The organism is Mycobacterium sp. IDUB_19, assembly GCF_055419445.1.
This window is the reverse complement of sequence record NZ_JBVAXR010000014.1, coordinates 83,841-100,537: the sequence shown is the minus strand read 5'-3', so window position 1 is coordinate 100,537 and position 16,697 is coordinate 83,841. Positions and strand designations below refer to the sequence as shown.

The following is a 16,697-nucleotide window of genomic DNA, read 5'->3' as shown; positions in this document are numbered from 1 at the left end:
GTTCGGGTTGGACTTCCAGTTGGTGCCCGGCGCGACGCCGAAGAAACCGAACTCGGGGTTGACCGCGTAGAGCCGGCCGTCCTTGCCGAACCTCATCCACGCGATGTCGTCACCGAGGGTCTCGGCGCGCCAGCCCGGAACGGTCGGCTGCAGCATCGCGAGATTGGTCTTGCCGCACGCCGACGGGAAGGCCGCGGCGAAGTAGTACGCCTTGTTCTCCGGGGAGATCAGCTTGAGGATCAGCATGTGCTCGGCGAGCCAGCCCTCGTCGTGCGCCATCGCCGAGGCGATCCGCAGCGAGTAGCACTTCTTGCCCAGCAGCGCGTTACCGCCGTAGCCCGAGCCGTAGCTCATGATCTCGCGGGTCTCGGGGAAGTGGGTGATGTACTTGGTGTCGTTGCACGGCCATGCCACGTCCTTTTGGCCCGGCTCCAGCGGGGCGCCCACGGAGTGCAGCGCCTTGACGAAGAATCCGTCGTCGCCCATCTTCTCGAGGGCCGCCTTACCCATCCGGGTCATCACCTTCATCGAGATGACGACGTATTCGGAGTCGGTGATCTCCACACCCAGCTTGGGGTCGTCGGCGCCGAGCGGGCCCATGCAGAACGGCACCACCCACATGGTGCGACCGCGCATGCAGCCGCGGTACAGCTCGGTCATGGTGGACCGCATCTCGGTCGGATCCGTCCAGTTGTTGGTCGGCCCGGCGTCGATCTCGCGCTCGGAGCAGATGAAGGTCCGGGACTCCACCCGTGCCACGTCGGACGGGTCCGACAATGCCAGGTAGGAGTTGGGGCGCTTCTCCTCGTTCAGCTTCTTCAGCGTGCCGGCCTCGACCAGTTGGGCGGCCAGCCGGTTGAACTCCTCGTCGGAGCCGTCAGCGAACACAACCCGGTCGGGCTGGGTCAGCTCGGCGACCTCCTCTACCCACGCCAGCAGCCCCCGATGATTGGTGGGCGCGGTGTCCAGGCCGGGAATGGTCGCTGAGGTCATCGAACTCTCCTGAATTCATCTCCGTATGGTGCGGGCACAGTGTGATTGCGTATGCAGTCGCCCACACAGATATTGACTTGGTGGCGTTAGCTACAGGTTATCGCGATCCCCTTGCTGGGGAAGGCCCGGGCGGGTATAAGCCTTCTCACAACAACGATTCAGAAGCGCCTAAAAAGTCAAGAATTGTCCTCATCGGCGCTCCTTGAAGCTGATTTCGGGGTTTTCTGCCCGCCAGCGTCTTCGGCGGGGTCATCGGGTTGAGGTATACCCGGTTCTCCGAGTTCTGCACGCACCGCATCCAGCGCGGCCGCAACGGTAGGCATTTCCCGGTCCCGGACCGCCGCGGCCCGTGCCGCCGCGATGGCATGCTCGCGCAGTTCGGTGTCGATGACACCGACCTGATCTGACAACTGCGCGTTCTCCGCCTCGTCGCGAACGACCAGCCCGGTGGTCAGCAGCGTCTCGGCAGCCAGCACGCGCGTCGCGACCAGCTCTTCGGACACCGACCGCAGCGACGACGTCAGGTCGCCCACCCAGCGGTCCAGCAACCCGCGGTCACGCAGCAGGGCGCGCAGGTTCACCACGAGGAAGGTGACCGCCAGGCCGACCGCCACGCAGGCCGCGGCCCCTGCGATCTCGACCGCCGGATCCAGCCGCCGGTCCACGCCGGCCACCAGCCGGGACAGCGTCAGCGCGACGCCCACCCCGAACCCGACACCCAACAGCATCATCAGCCAGGTTTCCTGCCGCCGCGATTTCAGCGGCGGGGCGGCGACGTCGACGGTGGGCAGCAGCTCGACGGGCGGTAGCTCGATCGGCACAGCCAGCTCGCGCGCGACGTCGTCGAGGTGCGTGGTGGTGTGTTCGTACACCTCGGCGACGACTTCGGCGGCCCGGCCCCGCGCGTGCGCGTCGAACCCGGCCATGTTCCGGCGGGGCAGGCGCGCGGCGTCCTCTTGCAGTTCACTGCGTACCGACGAGCACCGGTTGACCGCGAAGTGCGACAGCTGAACCCGCGCCTGCTGGATCTGGCCGCGCAGCGTGATGGTGCGCTCGGACTTCGATTGCCGGCGCTCACGCAGCGCGGTGCTGCGCTCCTCGCGCAGCGCGTCGACCCGGGCCTGCCGGCCGGCGCTGTCCGCGTCGCGGTCGAACCGCTGCGCCACCGTCCGGAGCCGGGATTCCCAGGCCCGCAACCGATTTCGTCGCTCGACATCGGAAACGCCGAGTTGCCCCGAGACGGCCTCGACCAGCTCGTCGACCTGCGGCTCACCCAGCTCGGGCGCGGCGGCCGTACCTGTCCAGGGCACCTGGCGGTAGCGCGGAGCGTGTGCGGCCAGCATGCCGCGATTGGCGTCGAGCACATCTTGCCAGGCGCGGTGCACGTCGATTTTGGACACCACGCCGACCACCACGTCGGTGTGCTCGGCGGCGGCGTCGAGCAGGGCACAGTCGGATTCGGTGAGTTCGGCGGCCGCGGAGACGACGAACACCACCGCCATCGGCGCCTCACCGGGCTGCAGATCCGTCGACTCGACGAATTTGTGCTCGGGCAGCCGCTCGGCCAGCACGCTGGCCACCCCGGTCACGCCGGCCATCCACGGGCCGGTCACCACCACGACGTCGCGGCGGCTGATGGCGGGTGAATCCAGCCGCGGCCCGATCGCCGCCACCAGTTCGTCGACCTGGGCCACCGAATCGCCGCTCACCGTGACTCCTGGGTACGCGACCACAGCCGCAGCGATCCTCGGGCGATGTCCGCACCGCAGGCGCGGTGCAGGACGCTGGCCGATCCTCGGCCGTAGCTCTGCCACCGCGCGGCCCGGACCAGGTGTCCGGCCGGGTCGTCGCACGTGCCGACAGCCAGCCCCGCCGCCTCGACAACGTCGGCGGCGGCGGCCATCCGCGCGATCACCGTGTCGTCGCGGGACAGGAACCCGCTGACCTGCGCCCCGATCCCGGCGCGGCCGACGGCCAGAGCCTCCAGCTCCGCGACGGCCTCGAGCACCCTCCGGTAGCGCACCTCGGCGCCGAGAGCCGACACCGTGGCGATCACCGCATCGACGCCGCTGATCCGGCGCAGCAGGGCCCGGACCTGGGCCGGCGCGCTGCCCCGGCGGACCGCGGCAATGCCCAGCGCCGTGCCGAACAGGTCCAGGGTGTCCAGCAGCCGAAGGCGCGCGCCCCTCGGCACGGGGTTATCGGCGGTCAGGAATCCCTCGAAGGAGCCGTCCAGGCAGCCGGGGTAGGCGGCCAAAGTCTGCAACGCCGCCCATGACGTGCCGTCCAGCCCCTGCAGCGCGGCAACGGCCAGCAAAGCGATCATCGGTTCGACCGGAACTCCGGTGCGCCCGGCAACATCGGCGCACCGAGTCTGTGCGGCCGCCAGCGGCCCGTCTCCGGCGCGGCCCGATAGCGAGCCGAGCAGATCGGCTTTGTTGAGCACCGTCGCCACCGGGCAGCCAGTCGTCGCGATCGCGTCGGCGTCCTCGGGTTTGATCACTTCAGCGAGTACATGGACGGCGACGTCGGCCTCGCCCGTGGAGGGCATCACCGTGATTCCCGACGCGGTCGCGGCGTGCGTCAGGGCGCGGGCCACGGTGCCGCGACCCACTCCCGGACGTCCGCGGACCGCCACCCGCAGCGGTGCCGCGGCTTTCTCGGCGATCGCGTTCACGCGCGCGTCGGCACATCCGGCAGCAAATCGCGCCAGCTCGTCGACGAAAACTTGGTTCCCCCGTACCTTCATGTCTTGCCTGCTCGATCCCGATCGGCCGGCTCCCCTCGCCGGCGTAGCTCCCGTCGAATGCGGGTTCGTCGCCGGCGCCCGGCCCGTTTGCCGGGCAGCCGATCCGGCCCTACCGCATAGTGGCACTTGCGTCCTCGAGTTGCGAGCCACCGTTTATCTGTTACCAGTTGAAGGCAACTGTTGGGTATCAATCTGGACCAGGGGCGGCTACATCGGGGATTCATGGGCCACCATGGACAAATGCATGCGCAACCCGGGGTCGGGACATGTCCCGATGCACCTGCGGAGGTGAGAGCGGGCCTGGAAACCGAAGAAGCCATGACGCCGGAGCCGGAGCCGGAGGGTTCGGGCACCCCCGAACGGGGCTATCTGCCGGCCACGAGTTTCCGCTCCAGGCGGTCCAACCTGTCCGGCGCCCAGCGGGAGACCTGGGAGCGGCTGTGGCCGACGGTGGGCCGCTCCGAAATCCCGAGCCGCTTCGAACCGTTGGACACCCGCGCCTGGTTTGGCCGGGAAGCGCCCCTGGTGCTCGAGATCGGCTGCGGCAGCGGCACATCGACGTTGGCGATGGCGCGCGAGGAACCTGAAATCGACGTGATCGCGGTGGAGGTCTACAAGCGGGGCCTGGCCCAGCTGCTGTGTGCGATCGACCGCGAGCAGGTGCGCAACATCCGGTTGATCCGCGGCAACGGGATCGACGTGCTCCAGCATCTGATCGCACCGGGTTCGCTGACCGGGTTTCGCCTCTTCTTCCCCGACCCGTGGCCGAAGGCACGCCATCACAAGCGCCGCTTCCTGCAACCGGCCACGGTTGGCCTGATCGCCGACCGGTTACTCCCTGGTGGTGTCCTGCACGCCGCGACGGACCACCCCGGCTACGCCGAGCACATCGCCGAAGTCGGCGATGGCGAACCCCGACTGTGTCGCGTCGATCCCGGCAGCCCGCTGCCGGTCTCGATAGTCCGCCCGACCACCAAGTACGAGATGAAAGCCCAAGACGTGGGCAGCTCCGTATCCGAGTTCATCTGGAAAAGGCGCTGAATATGAGCCTCACAGAAGAAGCCTCCGCCGCCGCGGAGACCGCCGCTGCACCGGCGGCGCCGGCCGGCGACGACCCGGGCGGCCTTGATGCGCCGCCGCGGCGCGTGCTGCTGATTTGGGATGCTCCCAACCTCGACATGGGGCTGGGCTCGATCCTGGGTCGTCGCCCGACAGCGCTGGAACGCCCCCGCTTCGACGCCCTCGGTCGCTGGCTGCTGGCGCGGACGGCCGAGGTCAGCGCCGCCCGTCCGGGCGTCGTCGTCGAACCCGAGGCCACCGTGTTCACCAACATCGCCCCGGGCAGCGCCGACGTTGTCCGACCGTGGGTGGACGCCTTGCGTAACGTGGGATTCGCGGTCTTCGCCAAACCGAAAATAGATGAAGACAGCGATGTCGACCGGGACATGCTCCAGCACATCGAACTGCGGCGCCAAGAAGGGCTCGCGGCGCTGGTTGTGGCGTCCGCTGACGGTCAGGCCTTCCGTCAGCCGCTGGAAGAAATCGCCCGGACCGGCGTCGGCGGCGCAACCCCCGTCCACGTGATCGGATTTCGCGAACACGCGAGTTGGGCACTAGCGTCGGATACCTTGGACTTCGTTGACCTGGAGGACATCGAGGGTGTGTTCCGGGAACCGCTGCCGCGGATCGGCCTAGATTCGCTGCCCGACCAGGGAGCATGGCTGCAGCCGTTCCGGCCGCTGTCCGCGCTATTGACCGCGCGTGTGTGACACTGGAAAACCAATGCGCGGGTCGCTGTTAGTGATCCAGTAAGGAGCTTACGTGTTCGCCTGGTGGGGTCGAACCGTGTACCGCTACCGGTACATCGTGATCGGGGTCATGGTGGCTCTCTGCCTTGGCGGCGGCATCTTCGGGATGAGCCTGGGTAAGCATGTCACGCAGAGCGGTTTTTACGACGACGGCAGCCAGTCCGTCAAGGCTTCGATTCTGGGGGACAAGACCTACGGCCGCGACCGCACCAGCCACGTCGTCGCCACCCTCACCGCCCCCAACGGGCAAACGGTTGACGACCAGGCGTGGCGGGACAAAGTCGTCGGCGAGCTCAACAAGCTGAAGAACGACCACCCCGACCAGATCGTCGGCTGGGCCGGCTGGCTGGCCGCGCCGGAGAGCACGAACCCGATCATCAAGGGGATGGTCTCCGATGACCGAAAACACACCTTCGTCAGCATCCCGCTGAAGGGCGACGACGACGACACCATCCTCAATAACTACAAGGCCGTCACGCCCGCACTGCAAAAACTCAACGGCGGCACGGTCCAGCTCGCCGGCCTGGAACCGATAGCCAACGCCCTGACGGGCACCATCGCCACCGACCAGCGCCGCATGGAGGTCCTCGCGGTGCCGCTGGTGGCCGTGGTGCTGTTCTTGGTGTTCGGCGGCGCGATCGCCGCCGGCCTGCCGGCGATCGTGGGCGGATTGAGCATCGCCGGCGCGCTGGGCATCATGCGCCTTGTCGCCATCTTCGGTCCGGTGCACTTTTTCGCCCAGCCGGTGGTCTCGCTGGTCGGTCTGGGTATCGCGATCGACTACGGGCTTTTCGTGGTGAGCCGGTTCCGGGAAGAAATCGCCGAAGGCTACGACACCGAGGCCGCCGTGCGGCGCACCGTGATGACGGCCGGTCGGACCATCGTGTTCTCGGCCGTGCTGATCATCGCCTCCAGCGCCAGCCTGCTGGTCTTGCCGCAGGGCTTCGTGCACTCGCTCACCTACGCGATCTTCGCCGCGGTGGGCCTTGCCGCCCTGCTGTCAATCACATTCCTGCCGGCCTGCTTGGGCATCCTCGGTCGCCACGTCGACGCCCTGGGTGTGCGGACGGCGTTCCGGGTGCCCTTCCTGCGCAACTGGAAGTATTCGCGCGCCTACCTCAACTGGCTCGCCGACCGGCTGCAGAAGACCAAGACCCGCGAAGAAGTAGAGGCCGGCTTCTGGGGCAAGCTGGTCAACTTCGTGATGAAGCGGCCGCTGGCCTTCGCCATTCCGATCGCTGTCGGAATGATCCTGCTGGTCATCCCGTTGGGCAACCTGTCGTTCGGCGGCATGAGCGAGAAGTACCTGCCGCCGACCAACTCCGTGCGCCTCGCGCAGGAGCACTTCGACAAGCTCTTTCCCGGGTACCGGACCGAGCAGCTGACCGTGGTGATCGAGAGCAACAACCACAGCAAGGTCACCGATCAGCAGGTTGCCGACATCCGCAACCGGATCTCGGGGATCACCGGGTTCACCGACAAGACGTGGGAGGAGCGGCCGTGCCCGACCATTGCCGGCAACCCCTGCGTCGCCGGGCCGAATGGGACCACGCAGCCCAAGGACGACTCGGTGCGGGTGATCCAGAACGGCCTGGTCAACAAGAACGATGCCGCAAAGAAGATCGCCGAACTACGGGCTATTAACCCACCGAAGGGCCTGACCCTGCTGGTCGGCGGCACGCCGGCGCTGGAACAAGACAGTATTCACAGCTTGTTCGACAAGGCTCCGCTGATGCTGGTGCTGTTGCTCAGCGCCACGATGTTGTTGATGTTCCTTGCGTTCGGGTCGGTGGTGCTGCCGGTCAAGGCGGCGGTGATGAGCGCGCTGACGCTCGGGTCGACGATGGGCATCCTGACGTGGATCTTCGTCGACGGCCACCTCTCGACATGGCTGAATTTCACACCGACGCCGCTGATGGTGGTGGTGATCGCACTCGTCGTCGCGGTGGGTTTCGGCCTGGCTACCGACTACGAGGTGTTCCTGGTGTCCCGAATGGTCGAGGCACGCGAACGCGGCATGTCGACAGCGGAGGCCATCCGGATCGGCACCGCGACCACCGGACGCTTGATCACGGCCGCCGCGCTGATCCTCGCCGTGGTCGCCGGCTCGTTCGTGTTCTCCGACCTTGTGCTGATGAAGTATCTGGCGTTCGGCCTGATGGCCGCGCTGCTGCTGGACGCGACCGTGGTCCGGATGTTCCTGGTGCCCTCGGTGATGAAGCTGCTCGGCGACGACTGCTGGTGGGCTCCGCGCTGGGCCCGGCGGCTGCAGAACAAGATCGGCCTGGGCGAGATCGACCTGCCCGACGAGCGCAAGCGGACCTCCGTCAACGGCCGGGCGATCCGGCCGCCGGTCGCCGCCAGCCTGGTCGCCGCGAAACCCCGTGCGCCGCACGACCCCACGCACCCCGGCGCACCGCCCGAGCCGTCGCGCGCGATCCGTCCGGGTCCGTCGAGCCAGCCTGAGCTTCGGCCCGCCGCCGAGCCGCCGGGCCCGAACGCCGCCCGCGCACAGGCGCGGCCCAGCCAGCCGACGGAGGCCGCGACGACGCGCTTGTCGGTGCCGGCCAACTCCGAGGCCAACACCGCGCGGCCCCCGGCGCCGACGCCCCCCGCGCCACCGCCATCGGCCGGTCAGACCCGGGCCATCCCCGTCCCGGGGAGCCACCAGAGCAAGAGCGACCCCGCCGATCCCACCACCGCGCTCCCGGTCATGCGGCCTGAGGGCAACGACTCCGACGCCGCCACCGAGAAGATAAACGCGCGCGGCCAAGGCGATAACGGCGATAATCCGCGTCCGCGACGTCGCGCCGGCGGCGGGCTGTCCGCGCAGGATCTGCTGCGCCGCGAGGGACGGCTGTAAACCCGCTCGCGTCCTAGTGGGTCTTCTTTTCCGGATGGTCCGGTTCGACCTCGAGAACGGCCGTATCCTCGGCGCCCTCGGTCAACTCGTTGGCTTCGACGGCCGGATCCGGGGCGAGCAACACCTGTATCGCGTTGTTGAGGAACGCCACCGTCGGGACCGCCAGTAAGGCTCCGACAATCCCGGCCAGCACGCCACCGGTGGAAATCGCCAGCACCACTCCGAGCGGGTGAATCGACACCGCGCGGCCCATCACCAGCGGCTGCAGCAGATGCGACTCGATTTGGTTGATCACGATCAACAAACCGAGCGTGAGCAGCGCGTAGACGATCCCCTTGGCCAGCAGCGCGACCACCACCGCCACCAGCCCCGAGATCAGCGCACCGATCAGCGGGATGAAGGCGCCGAGAAACACCAGCGAGGCCAGTGGCAGCGCGAGCGGCACGCCCATGATGGCCAACCCGGTGCCGACCCCGGCCGCGTCGGTGAAGGCCACCAGGGAGGTGGCCCGGACGTAGCCGATCAGCGATCCGTATCCGGCACGGCCGGCTTCCAGCACCCTGTCGCGAACGTCGACCGGGAAGATCTTGGCCACGTACTGCCAGATGTTGCGGCCACCGTAGAGAAAGAAGATCAAGGTGAACAGCACCAGCACCGCGGCCGTGAGCAATTCGGTGATGGTGGCCGCGGTGGACAACGCACCGCTGGTCAACTTCGCCTGATTGTTGTGCAGCGCCTGGATTGCGGCGTTGCCCGCGTTGGTGATCTGTTCACTGCGCAGGTGCGCCGGCCCTTCGATCAGCCACCTGCGGGTGGTGTCGATGCTGCGGGAGACCTGCTCGGTCAGATCGGGCAAACCGACAACGAACTGGGTGATGACGAACGTGAGGATGCCGCCCAGCAGTGCGAATCCGCCCAGCAACACCAGCGCGACCGCGCCGCCGCGCGGCAGGCCCCGCCGGTCCAGCCAGTCCACGACCGGTACCAGCAGCGCACTGAGCATCAAGGCCAGCAGCACCGGGACGACGATGATCTCGAGCTTCTGCACCACCCAGAGGAAGGCCACCGCCGCGGCCAGGATGACCAGCAAACGCCATGCCCAAGCCGCGGCCTTGCGGACAAGGGGTTCGACCGAGGCGTCGTCGGTGTTTGCCGGCATCCCGCCAGCCTATCTGCCGCTCGGTGTTGGGCGACTGCGCCAGCACGATCCGGTTACGAGGGCGACACGCACGGAGTTGCGCCTCGATTGCCGCGCCACCTGCGCGGTTACCCTAAAACACGTGCCGCACGACGCACCCATCCGCAACCTCCGCTTCCCGGGCGGCGGTGCGTTCGCCGACGAGGGTGGGTTGCGTGCGCCCGCACGCGGGGGCGAGACGTCGCGGGGCAAGTACTGGTGGGTGCGGTGGGCGATCCTGGGCGTGGTCGCGATCGTGCTTGGCGTCGAGGTCGCGCTGGGCTGGGATCAGCTGGCCAAGGCATGGACGAGCTTGTTCGCGGCCAACTGGTGGTGGTTGCTCGCAGCGGTGGCGGCGGCGGCCGCGTCGATGCACAGCTTCGCCCAGATCCAGCGCACGTTGCTGAAGTCCGCGGGCGTGCACGTCAAGCAGCTGCGGTCCGAGGCCGCCTTCTACGCCGCCAACTCACTGAGCACCACGCTGCCCGGCGGCCCGGTGCTGTCGGCGACGTTTTTGCTTCGGCAGCAACGCATTTGGGGCGCCTCGACCGTGGTGGCGTCCTGGCAGTTGGTGATGTCGGGCGTGCTGCAGGCGGTGGGTTTGGCGCTGCTCGGGTTGGGCGGCGCCTTCTTCCTGGGCGCGAAGAACAACCCCTTCTCGTTGTTGTTCACCCTCGGCGGCTTCCTCGCGTTGCTGCTGCTTTCCCAGGCGGTGGCATCCCGGCCGGAGCTGATCGAGGGCATCGGCACCCGCGTCCTGTCGTGGTTCAACTCGGTTCGCGGCAAGCCCGTCGACACCGGCCTGGCGAAGTGGCGCGAGATCCTCATGCAGCTCGAGTCGGTCAGCCTCGGCCGGCGCGACCTCGGGGTGGCGTTCAGCTGGTCGATGTTCAACTGGATCGCCGACGTGGCCTGCCTCGCCTTCGCCGCGTACGCGGCCGGCGACCATGCGTCCATCGCCGGACTGACGGTCGCCTACGCGGCCGCACGCGCCGTCGGCACGATTCCGCTGATGCCCGGCGGGCTGTTGATCGTCGAGGCGGTGCTGGTGCCCGGCCTGGTGTCCAGCGGCATGTCGTTGCCCAATGCGATCTCGGCCATGCTGCTGTACCGGCTGATCAGCTGGCTGCTCATCTCCGCAATCGGCTGGGTGGTGTTCTTCTTCGTGTTCCGCACCGAAAGCCCGGGCGGCTCCGACGACGACCCGCCGACCGGTCCGCTGCCCCTGATCGAACCCGGGCTGCGGCCCTTCAACGATCCCGCCGCCGACGAGGCCGCGCTGCAGGGACCGTTACCGCCGCCCGACGCCAAAAGCGACGGCTAGCCGGCGTTGTTCTGCCGCGACGGGCCCGGCAGCGTGCCGCCGGCCGCAGGCGGAACCGGCGCGGGGGCGGCGGGCGGATTTCCCAACCCGGCGCTCACCGGCGACGCGCCCGCGCCACCGGGCGGCAACGCGGGCAGCCCACCAGCACCCTGCTGCATCATGCCCATCGCCTGCGGGAGGCTGATCGGCAGCTTGCACTGGGTCGACAGGCCGGTCAGCGGCTGCGCGATCGACGTCATGTCGGCGGCGACCTTGGGGTTGGCCTCGAAGTAGGTCTTCAGCCCGGTGACCGACTGCGGACCGGCCTGCTGCTGCAGCATCGTGGTCATCGCCTGGTTGGTCTCCGGGTGCGAGTCCAGGTAGTCGCCCATCGACTTGGAGACCGAACCGATCGTCCGGGCAACTTCACTGGCCGCGCACGGGTCGTTGGCACCCGTCGCCGGCGGACCGGCCATCAGTGCGGCGGCCGCGGCGGGCACTGCGGCGGCGATCAACCCGGCAACGAGCTTGCGACGTCGGTTCGCAATGCCTGACTTCATGCCTGAACTCCTCACGATTTGCCAACGCTGCCGAGTTGCGGCGCATTGCCAACTGCTGCGATGGACGGCCAGTTCGATTGCGAGTTCCCGTGCCCCCGCTCGGCCCAGCGACATCCTGTCATCCGGGCCGGTGCCCTGCCAGCCGGTGTGACCGAGATCCCGCTTGATCACCGGTCCGCAACGACTTGGCCGCGGCTTGGCAACGGTGCCGTCTGCGCAGCTCACGAATTCGTTAAGCCGAACTAATGCATAGGCTGCTGCGGTATCGTCGCCTGCACGCGTAAGCGAGATACTCGGGGAGCCTGAAATCCAGCAGTTTATGATGCGCCTCAGCCGCAGCCTGCGCAGGTACCGCTGGTTGGTCTTTGCATGCTGGTTGCTGGCATTGGTCCCGGCGATCTATCTGGCCATGACGCAGTCCGGGAATCTCACCGGCGGTGGCTTCGAAGTGTCGGGCTCGCAGTCGTTGAAGGTCCACGATCAGCTCGAGGATCAGTACCACGACCTCGGGGCGTCCTCGCTCGCGCTCGTCGCTGCCCCACGCCCCGATGCCAGCTACGACGACATGAACAACGCCGTGGCGCAGCTGCGGCAGATCGCCGGCGAATTCCCCGGCATCACGGAGAAACCCAACCCCACCCAGCGCCCGCCGCAACCCGACCGGCCCTATGTACTGACGCTGCGGCTCGACTCCCACAACTCCGGTACCAGCGACATCGCCAAGCGGCTACGCCAGAAAGTGGGCGTCAACGGCGACCAGTCCGGGCAGACCGCGGACGGCCGGGTGCGGCTCTACGTGATCGGGCAGGGCGCGCTGTCCGCGGCCGCGGCGGAAAACACCAAACATGACATCGCCGAGGCGGAACGCTGGAACCTGCCGATCATCCTGATCGTCTTGCTTGCGGTGTTCGGCTCGCTGGCCGCCGCGGCGATACCGTTGGCCCTCGGTGTCTGCACGGTCGTGGTGACCATGGGCCTGGTCTACTTCTTATCCGCCTACACCACGATGTCGGTGTTTGTGACCTCGACGGTGTCGATGTTCGGTATCGCGCTCGCCGTGGATTATTCGCTGTTTATCTTGATGCGGTTCCGCGAGGAACTGCGTAGCGGACGCCAGCATCGCGAAGCCGTAGACGCCGCGATGGCCACCTCCGGGCTGGCGGTGGTGCTGTCCGGGATGACCGTCGTCGCCTCGCTCACCGGGATCTACCTGATCAACACCCCGGCGCTGAAATCGATGGCCACCGGCGCGATTCTGGCCGTCGCGGTCGCCATGCTGACCTCGACGACCTTGACGCCCGCGGCGCTCGCGACGTTCGGCCGGGCCGCCGCCAAGAGGTCGGTGCTGCTGCACTGGTCGCGCCGCCCGGAGAGCACACAGTCCCGGTTCTGGAACCGCTGGGTCGGATCGGTGATGCGCCGGCCGTGGATATCGTCAATCGCGGCGGCGGCGGTCCTGCTCGTCATGGCCGCACCCGCGGCATCGATGGTGCTGGGCAACAGCTTGCTGCGCCAGTTCGACTCCTCGCACGAGATCCGCGCCGGCGTCGCCGGGGCATCCCAAGCCCTGGGACCCGGCGCGCTCGGTCCCATCCAGGTAATGGTCAGCTTTCCCGACGGCAGTGCGTCCTCACCCGAACACACCCAGACCCTGGCCGCGATCCGGCAGCGAATGGCGCAGGCCCCCGACATCCTCTCGGTCACCCCGCCGCAATTCGCCGACGACAACAGCAGCGCTTTGCTGTCCGCGGTGTTGTCGGTCGATCCCGAGGACATGGGCGCCCGGCAATCCGTCGACTGGATGCGCGCCCAGCTACCCAACGTGCCCAGCGAGGGAACGGCGCGCGTCGACGTCGGCGGCCCGACGGCGTTGATCAAGGACTTCGACGACCGGGTGTCGGCGACCGAGCCGCTGGTGTTGCTCTTCGTCGCTGCCATCGCGTTCGTGATGCTGTTGCTCTCGATCCACTCGGTGTTCCTGGCGTTCAAGGGCGTGCTGATGACACTGCTGTCGGTCGCCGCCGCCTACGGAAGCCTGGTGATGGTGTTCCAGTGGGGCTGGTTGAGGGATCTCGGCTTCGCCCACATCACGTCGATCGATAGCACCGTTCCCCCGCTGGTGCTGGCGATGACGTTCGGGTTGTCGATGGACTACGAGATCTTCCTGCTCACCCGCATCCGGGAACGCTTCCTGCACACCGGGAACACCCTCGATGCGGTCGCCTACGGCGTGAGCACCAGCGCCCGGACGATCACCAGCGCCGCGCTGATCATGATCGCGGTCTTCATCGGCTTCGCGTTCGCCGGCATGCCGCTGGTCGCCGAAATCGGGGTGGCGTGTGCCGTGGCGATCGCGGTCGACGCCACCGTGGTGCGGCTGGTGCTGGTCCCGGCGCTGATGGCGATGTTCGCCCAGTGGAACTGGTGGCTGCCGGGCTGGCTGCGCCGTGTCCTGCCGTCGGTCGACTTCGACCGGCCGCTGCCCGAGGTCGACCTCGGCGATGTCGTCGTCATCCCCGACGACATCTCCGCGCTGACCGCGCCCAGCGCGGACCTGCGGATGGTGCTCAAGTCGGCCGCGAAGCTCAAGCACTTGGCGCCCGACGCCATCACCGTGGCCGATCCGCTGGCCTTCACCGGCTGTGGGCGCAACTGCAAGGATTCCGAGGAACCCCGCGGCCAGGGGCCCGGACAGATTCCGCACCAGGTCAACATCAGCGAGGACGCCGTCAGCGTCGCGGTGAGCGCCGACGGTCCCAACCGCGCACAGTCCGGGGCCAAGAAGCTGGTCGACGGCCTGGCGTCGCGCAACGGCATCGCCCGGGCCATGGCGTGGGGCGACCGGCCGGTGCATCCCGTCACGCTGTGGCGGGGGCGGTTGTCGGTTGCCATCGACGCGCTCGAGGCCGGCGCCAAATCCGGCGACCGGCCGCAATTCGCGCGTCGCAGCCCGGTGGAAACCACCCACGTGCAATTGCCTACCGGCGATCGGCTGCAGGTCCCCACCGGTGCGGAGACACTGCGCCTCAAGGGCTACCTGATCATGTGCCGTAACAGCAGCCGCGATTATGCCGAATTTGCTGACATGGTCGACACATTAGAACCCGAAACGGCCGCAGTGGTGCTGGCCGGAATGGACAGGTATTACTGTTGTCAACCGCCCAGGCAGCAATGGATCGCGTCGGAGTTGGTCCGTCAACTCGCGGATCCGCATCCTTCCGATTTGCCTGACGATCGTTGGTCGGAACCGGAGGCCAAGGCAGACTGGGATGAGGTCAGGCAGCGCTGCCTATCGGTGGCCGTCGCGATGCTGGAGGAGGCGAGGTGACGTTGGCAGCCGACCGACGACGCGTTCCGCCGCCCCAGCAGCCCGCCGCGGAACCTCGTCCCCATGATTTCGACCAGCCGGTGGAGTTCTGGCCGACCTCCGCCATCCGCTCGGCGCTGCAAGGCGGCGACATCGACACCTGGAAGCGCATCGCCGCCGCGCTGAAACGCGACCCGTTCGGCCGCACCGCCCGTCAGGTGGAGGAAGTCCTCGAAGGCACTCGCCCATACGGCATCTCCAAAGCGCTCTGGGAGGTGCTGGAGCGCGCCCGCACCCACCTGGAGGCCAATGAACGCGCCGAGGTGGCCCGCCATGTGCGGCTACTGATCGAGCGGTCGGGCCTGGCCCAGCAGGAATTCGCGGCCCGCATCGGGGTGGCGCCCGGGGACCTGGCCACCTACCTCGACGGCAGCGTCAGCCCGTCGGCCGCGCTGATGATCCGGATACGCCGGCTCTCGGACCGGTTCGTGAAGGTGAAGTCGACACCTACGTCCGACTCCGACTGATTCGTCAGCGGGCGTTGACCGGCAGCACGTCGTTCACCAGCCAGTCGCTGCCCCGCTTGACCAGTGCCACCCGCAGCGCCGGTGCCGCCCGACTGGGCGGCTGACCGGGAGTGTTCTGGGTTACCCGCAGGATGACCGCAACACTGGCCGCCGTGGGGCCGATCGCCTCGATGCCGGCCGCCAGCGTCGAGGCCTGCGCCGTGACATTGCGCTGCCCGAGATCGACGCTGGATTTCTGATACTGCTGCTTGAAGGCGTCCGCGCGCTCGGGCACCATCATCGCCGCGGCCCGGTCGATGGAGCTGGTCGGGGAACTTGGGGTGAACGACGCCATCGCCTCGGCCATCCCGCTGGCGACCTGGACCGCGTCCCGGGAGTCCTTTTTGAAGTCGCGGTCGGTGCTGGTCCAGTGCGTGTATCCGGTCAGCACGGCGGCCGACAGGGCGGCCGTGCACAGGAAGACGACGGCCAAGCGCAGGCCCGGCGCCTCGTCGTCGGTGCCGACGCTGACCGAATCACGGCGCAGCAGCCAGAAATTGACCCCCACCCCTTCGGCGATCAGCACCAGCAGCACCGAGCACGCCGACACCCACCACAGCGGCCAGTCGAGGATGACGCCGATCATCAGCAGCGCGCCGATCGTGGCCAACGGCGCCAGGACGTCGAAGGCCAGCAGTCGCCAGAGGTTTCTCATCGGATCGACTCCAGGTGCGAGATCATCAGCTTGCCGTCGACGTTGGAGACGTCGAGGCGCAGACTCCAGTGCACCGTCTGCGGCTTGGCGCCGACGTTCTCGCTGACCGACGTCGCGACCAGCATCACCGAATCCGTCCGGGTGGCGAACGGCGGCAGCTTGGTGGTGACGACCGGTCGCGCGACGCCGGGCTGGGTGTCCAGGTCGTGGTGCACCGTCTCGATCGCCACCGACTCGATCCGCCCACTGCTTTGCGACTGCAGCTTCTCGACCACCTGCCGGTAGGGCTGCACCGTCGCGTCGAAGTCGCTGTTGAGCTCGCCGACCGTCCCGTCATGCAGGTGCTGCAGGCTCGCGTCGATGTTGGTGCTGTTCATGTTGATCAGCACGCCGGTCCAGTCGGCCGCGGTCTGCATGACGCGGCTCAGGTAGGTGCGTTCGGCCGACTCGTCACGGTGGTCGGACCAGATGATCGCGACGAGCACGATCGCCGCGACCGACAGCACGCCGAGAACCGTCGAGGCGATCCCGTACGCGGAAAAGACCGCGCCGTCGGCGTCGTCGGCCTCTGGCGCGCCGACCTCGGCGTCCTGCGCGTCTTCGTCGGCCGCCGGCTCGGTCTGTTCGGCCTCGGGCATGGGCGCGAGGTTACCCCGCCGCCGCTCGGCGTCCGCGCAGCAGGCGCCCGGCACGCGGAAGATGGTAAGGATGGCAGG

13 protein-coding genes are annotated in these 16,697 nt (G+C 68.0%); 6 read left to right on the top strand and 7 right to left on the bottom strand.

Annotation, left to right across the window (positions count from 1 at the left end):
- The 3 genes from ACZY0B_RS13890 to ACZY0B_RS13880 all read right to left on the bottom strand — a co-directional run.
- Nucleotides 1-993, bottom strand: a 993-nt coding sequence (locus tag ACZY0B_RS13890; RefSeq protein WP_463764697.1) for a phosphoenolpyruvate carboxykinase (GTP), incomplete at its 3' end; no start/stop codon positions are given.
- Nucleotides 994-1,169: 176 nt separating this feature from the next.
- Nucleotides 1,170-2,702: a hypothetical protein gene (locus tag ACZY0B_RS13885; protein WP_463764696.1), complete on the bottom strand. Its 1,533-nt coding sequence runs from the start codon at nucleotides 2,700-2,702 to the stop codon at nucleotides 1,170-1,172.
- Nucleotides 2,699-3,742: a hypothetical protein gene (locus tag ACZY0B_RS13880; protein WP_463764695.1), complete on the bottom strand. Its 1,044-nt coding sequence runs from the start codon at nucleotides 3,740-3,742 to the stop codon at nucleotides 2,699-2,701. The genes ACZY0B_RS13885 and ACZY0B_RS13880 overlap by 4 nt, the downstream gene beginning before the upstream one ends.
- A 222-nt stretch (nucleotides 3,743-3,964) precedes the next feature.
- Here ACZY0B_RS13880 and trmB point away from each other — a divergent pair, with 222 nt between their 5' ends.
- From trmB to mmpL3, 3 genes are read left to right on the top strand one after another with little or no spacing between them, the layout of a single operon-like run.
- Nucleotides 3,965-4,783, top strand: a complete 819-nt coding sequence (gene trmB, locus ACZY0B_RS13875; RefSeq protein ID WP_463764734.1) for a tRNA (guanosine(46)-N7)-methyltransferase TrmB — start codon at nucleotides 3,965-3,967, stop codon at nucleotides 4,781-4,783.
- 2 nt (nucleotides 4,784-4,785) lie between these two features.
- The gene (locus ACZY0B_RS13870) at nucleotides 4,786-5,511 is read left to right on the top strand and encodes a PIN domain-containing protein (protein WP_463764694.1); all 726 of its coding nucleotides are present in this window, start codon (nucleotides 4,786-4,788) and stop codon (nucleotides 5,509-5,511) included.
- 52 nt (nucleotides 5,512-5,563) lie between these two features.
- The gene (gene mmpL3, locus ACZY0B_RS13865) at nucleotides 5,564-8,413 is read left to right on the top strand and encodes a trehalose monomycolate exporter MmpL3 (protein WP_463764693.1); all 2,850 of its coding nucleotides are present in this window, start codon (nucleotides 5,564-5,566) and stop codon (nucleotides 8,411-8,413) included.
- A gap of 13 nt (nucleotides 8,414-8,426) precedes the next feature.
- Here the strand turns inward: mmpL3 and ACZY0B_RS13860 are convergent, their stop codons facing one another.
- On the bottom strand, nucleotides 8,427-9,572 hold the full coding sequence (locus ACZY0B_RS13860) for an AI-2E family transporter (protein ID WP_463764692.1): 1,146 nt from the start codon (nucleotides 9,570-9,572) through the stop codon (nucleotides 8,427-8,429).
- 121 nt (nucleotides 9,573-9,693) lie between these two features.
- On the opposite strand from ACZY0B_RS13860, the gene ACZY0B_RS13855 reads away from it, so the two are divergent.
- Nucleotides 9,694-10,914, top strand: coding sequence for a lysylphosphatidylglycerol synthase transmembrane domain-containing protein (locus ACZY0B_RS13855; protein WP_463764691.1), 1,221 nt, complete (start codon nucleotides 9,694-9,696; stop codon nucleotides 10,912-10,914).
- Here the strand turns inward: ACZY0B_RS13855 and ACZY0B_RS13850 are convergent.
- Entirely contained in the window at nucleotides 10,911-11,453 is a 543-nt protein-coding gene (locus ACZY0B_RS13850) for a hemophore (protein WP_463764690.1), read from the bottom strand. The two genes, ACZY0B_RS13855 and ACZY0B_RS13850, sit on opposite strands and share 4 nt — an antisense overlap.
- Before the next feature lie 319 nt (nucleotides 11,454-11,772).
- Here ACZY0B_RS13850 and ACZY0B_RS13845 point away from each other — a divergent pair, with 319 nt between their 5' ends.
- Both ACZY0B_RS13845 and ACZY0B_RS13840 read left to right on the top strand, forming a co-directional pair.
- Entirely contained in the window at nucleotides 11,773-14,781 is a 3,009-nt protein-coding gene (locus ACZY0B_RS13845; RefSeq protein WP_463764688.1) for an MMPL family transporter, read from the top strand.
- Nucleotides 14,778-15,287 (top strand): XRE family transcriptional regulator, encoded by a 510-nt coding sequence (locus tag ACZY0B_RS13840; RefSeq protein WP_463764687.1) that lies wholly within the window; start codon nucleotides 14,778-14,780, stop codon nucleotides 15,285-15,287. The genes ACZY0B_RS13845 and ACZY0B_RS13840 overlap by 4 nt, the downstream gene beginning before the upstream one ends.
- A 4-nt stretch (nucleotides 15,288-15,291) precedes the next feature.
- Here ACZY0B_RS13840 and ACZY0B_RS13835 read toward each other — a convergent pair whose 3' ends face one another.
- Together ACZY0B_RS13835 and ACZY0B_RS13830 are read right to left on the bottom strand one after the other, a co-directional pair.
- A complete protein-coding gene (locus ACZY0B_RS13835) occupies nucleotides 15,292-15,981 on the bottom strand; it encodes a hypothetical protein (RefSeq protein ID WP_463764686.1) in 690 nt (229 codons plus the stop codon).
- The gene (locus ACZY0B_RS13830; RefSeq protein WP_463764685.1) at nucleotides 15,978-16,619 is read right to left on the bottom strand and encodes a hypothetical protein; all 642 of its coding nucleotides are present in this window, start codon (nucleotides 16,617-16,619) and stop codon (nucleotides 15,978-15,980) included. Before ACZY0B_RS13830 ends, ACZY0B_RS13835 begins: the two co-directional genes overlap by 4 nt.
- Nucleotides 16,620-16,697 lie beyond the last annotated feature (78 nt).

What these genes read in the sequence shown, in the direction of transcription:
- ACZY0B_RS13880 (WP_463764695.1), bottom strand. Translation starts at nt 3,742, where the DNA reads ATGAAGGTACGGGGGAACCAAGTTTTCGTCGACGAGCTGGCGCGATTT.
- trmB (WP_463764734.1), top strand. Translation starts at nt 3,965, where the DNA reads ATGGGCCACCATGGACAAATGCATGCGCAACCCGGGGTCGGGACATGT.
- ACZY0B_RS13870 (WP_463764694.1), top strand. Translation starts at nt 4,786, where the DNA reads ATGAGCCTCACAGAAGAAGCCTCCGCCGCCGCGGAGACCGCCGCTGCA.
- ACZY0B_RS13860 (WP_463764692.1), bottom strand. Translation starts at nt 9,572, where the DNA reads ATGCCGGCAAACACCGACGACGCCTCGGTCGAACCCCTTGTCCGCAAG.
- ACZY0B_RS13850 (WP_463764690.1), bottom strand. Translation starts at nt 11,453, where the DNA reads ATGAAGTCAGGCATTGCGAACCGACGTCGCAAGCTCGTTGCCGGGTTG.
- ACZY0B_RS13845 (WP_463764688.1), top strand. Translation starts at nt 11,773, where the DNA reads ATGATGCGCCTCAGCCGCAGCCTGCGCAGGTACCGCTGGTTGGTCTTT.
- ACZY0B_RS13835 (WP_463764686.1), bottom strand. Translation starts at nt 15,981, where the DNA reads ATGAGAAACCTCTGGCGACTGCTGGCCTTCGACGTCCTGGCGCCGTTG.
- ACZY0B_RS13830 (WP_463764685.1), bottom strand. Translation starts at nt 16,619, where the DNA reads ATGCCCGAGGCCGAACAGACCGAGCCGGCGGCCGACGAAGACGCGCAG.